3 pseudogenes are annotated in these 3,191 nt (G+C 63.9%); 1 reads left to right on the top strand and 2 read right to left on the bottom strand.

Going from position 1 to position 3,191, the window contains the following annotated elements:
* A pseudogene (thiC, locus tag AHiyo1_RS03965) lies at nt 1-1,467 on the top strand (phosphomethylpyrimidine synthase ThiC); the annotation flags it as partial.
* On the opposite strand, the pseudogene AHiyo1_RS03960 reads toward thiC, so the two are convergent.
* Together AHiyo1_RS03960 and AHiyo1_RS03955 are read right to left on the bottom strand one after the other, a co-directional pair.
* A pseudogene (locus AHiyo1_RS03960) lies at nt 1,468-2,215 on the bottom strand (alpha/beta hydrolase).
* 103 nt (nt 2,216-2,318) lie between these two features.
* Nucleotides 2,319-3,191: pseudogene (locus AHiyo1_RS03955) on the bottom strand (signal recognition particle protein); the annotation flags it as partial.

The following is a 3,191-nucleotide window of genomic DNA, read 5'->3' as shown; positions in this document are numbered from 1 at the left end:
GGTGCCCCGCCGCGCCGTCGACGGCAAGACCGTGACACAGATGCATTACGCGAAACAGGGCATCGTCACGCCCGAAATGCAGTTCGTGGCACTTCGCGAAAACTGCGATGTGGAACTCGTCCGCAGCGAGGTCGCTGCCGGCCGGGCCATCATCCCCAACAACATCAACCACCCCGAATCCGAACCGATGATCATCGGCAAGGCGTTCCTGGTGAAGATCAACGCCAATATCGGCAACTCGGCCGTCACCAGCTCCATCGCCGAAGAAGTGGACAAGTTGCAGTGGGCAACGCAATGGGGCGCCGACACCGTCATGGACCTGTCCACGGGCGATGACATCCACACCACCCGCGAATGGATCATTCGTAACTCCCCCGTACCGATCGGCACCGTGCCCATCTACCAGGCCCTCGAGAAGGTCAACGGCGAAGCAACAAGCTCACGTGGGAAATCTTCCGCGACACCGTCATTGAGCAGTGCGAGCAGGGCGTGGACTACATGACCATCCACGCCGGCGTGTTGCTGCGGTACGTGCCGCTCACCGCGAACCGCGTGACGGGCATCGTTTCCCGTGGCGGCTCCATCATGGCGGGCTGGTGCCTGGCCCACCACGAGGAAAACTTCCTCTACACCCACTTCGACGAGCTCTGCGAAATCTTCGCCAAGTACGACGTCGCGTTCTCGCTGGGTGATGGACTGCGCCCGGGCGCGACGGCGGACGCGAACGACGCCGCGCAGTTCGCCGAGCTGGACACCTTGGCCGAGCTCACGAAGCGCGCGTGGCAGTACGACGTGCAGGTCATGGTCGAAGGCCCCGGACACATCCCGTTCCACCTGGTGCGGGAGAACGTGGAGCGCCAGCAGGAGCTGTGTGACGGCGCGCCGTTCTACACGCTGGGCCCCCTTGTCACCGACGTCGCCCCGGGCTACGACCACATCACCTCCGCCATCGGCGCGACGGAGATCGCACGCTACGGAACCGCGATGCTTTGCTACGTCACCCCGAAGGAACACTTGGGCCTGCCCAACAAGGACGACGTCAAGACCGGCGTGATCACGTACAAAATCGCCGCCCACGCCGCTGACCTGGCCAAGGGACACCCCGGCGCCCACGAACGCGACGATGCGCTGTCCAAGGCCCGCTTCGAGTTCCGCTGGCGTGACCAGTTCGCGCTGTCGTTGGATCCGGTCACGGCCGAATCCTTCCACGACGAGACACTCCCGGCAGAACCGGCCAAGACGGCGCACTTCTGCTCCATGTGCGGACCAAAATTCTGCTCCATGCGCATTAGCCAGGACATCCGCGACGAATACGGCTCGGCTGATTCCCAAGCGGCCATCGCGGAAATGTATAGCGGCATGCGCGAAAAGAGCGAGGAGTTCCTGGCATCAGGGGGCAAGGTCTACTTGCCCGAGCTTGAGGTTCCCGCAGGAAAACGTGAGGCGGCGTCAGGAAACCTGAACTGATCAGGAAGCCTGGACTGATCCTGCGCGGCTGGCATCCGCGATGAAGGAGCGGATGATCCGGTCTCCTTCAACTGAGTCATGAGGCCGGTGTCCTCCAGCCGCAACGCGGTGGAGGGCGCCGGTTTCCTGCAAGTAGCCGGCGATCTCTTCGTAGAGGGGTTCCCAACCACCGGTCAGCACAAGCGTGGGAACTCCCGGCACAATGTGCAGGGGCGCTTCCCACGGCGGAGCCTGGAGCCGCAGGCGTCGCGCGGTTCGCCGGGCCTCCGGGGTGCTGAGGACAGCCGCCTCGGAAGAAAACGCCCTGCGGACGAATTCGCGTTGGTAATCGTCATCGCTGAGTTCGTGCCGGATCCGGAACAACGGCTCCATGAGTGCCCGGTACGCCGCGGTGGCGGGTAATTCAGCTGTCAAGGAAAGACAAGCCGGTTCCACCAGCACGAGGGAGCGGACCAGGTCCGGCCGCTCCACCGCGGCCAACATGGCGGAAATCGCGCCTTGCGAGTGCGCGACCACATGGCCCCACGCGCGGGCCGGGGGCCGATGCGGCCTCCCGAGCTCCGAGGCACTCGAGGATAATCTCCACATCGGCTGCAACATCGGATTCCAAAGGCTCGGTCTGCGCATCAAAGCCGTGGCGTTTCAGGAACAGTGCATCGTACGCCAGCGCCATGCCATGCTGTTTCGGCCACGCCGCAGCGCCGAATGTGCCTGCTCCATGGACGAACACGACGCGCTGCTTTTGCATCCCCCCAGCCTATGGCACGGGGCTGACAACCCAACTCACTAGCAGTTGTTGTCGTTCTGAGGGGTCAAAACGACACCTACTGCTAGCCAGTTGGGTGGGACGGCTACTTGCCGAGGAACTTGTCGAAGCCCTTGGGCAGGTTCAGCTGTGAGGGGTCGAAGTCGCCGGAAGGCTGGCCGAATGCCGCGCCGGTGCGGACGGCGTTCGCCCGCTTGTTCTCGGCGTCGCGCAGTTCCTGGGCAGCCTTGGCGGGGTTTCCGGAACGGGCCTTCTTCTTGGGCGCATTCTTGCTTGCCTTGCGGGACCCGCCACCGAGGCCGGGCATGCCAGGCATCCCGGGCATGCCGCCGCCCTGGGCCAGCTTCTTCATCATCTTCTGGGCCTGCGCAAAACGCTCCAGGAGGCCGTTGACCTCGGAGACGTGCACACCGGAACCACGGGCGATGCGGGCCCGACGGGAGCCGTTGATGATCTTCGGAGCCAGACGCTCGTGCGGGGTCATGGAGCGGACAATCGCCTCCACGCGATCGATTTCCCGCTCGTCGAACTGCTCCAGCTGCTGGCGGATGTTCTGCGCACCCGGCATCATCATGAGCATTTTCTTCATGGAGCCCATGTTGCGGATCTGCTGCATCTGGGCGAGGAAGTCGTCCAGGGTGAAGTCTTCCTGGTCGGCGAACTTCTTCGCCATCCGGGCCGCTTCATCCTTGTCCCAGTTCTTCTCGGCCTGTTCGATCAGGGTGAGAACGTCACCCATGTCGAGGATGCGGGAAGCCATGCGGTCCGGGTGGAACAGTTCGAAGTCGTCCAGGCCTTCGCCGGTGGATGCGAACATGACCGGCTTGCCGGTGACGGACGCGACCGAGAGCGCGGCACCACCGCGGGCGTCGCCGTCGAGCTTCGACAGCACGACGCCGGTGAAGTTGACGCCTTCGTCGAAGGCAACTGCCGTGTTGACGCGTCCTGGCCGATCATG

Origin of the sequence: Arthrobacter sp. Hiyo1, from assembly GCF_001263615.2 — a bacterium.
GTDB lineage: Bacteria > Actinomycetota > Actinomycetes > Actinomycetales > Micrococcaceae > Arthrobacter.
The sequence above is the reverse complement of the archived record's forward strand: the minus strand, read 5'-3'. Positions and strand labels throughout refer to the sequence as shown.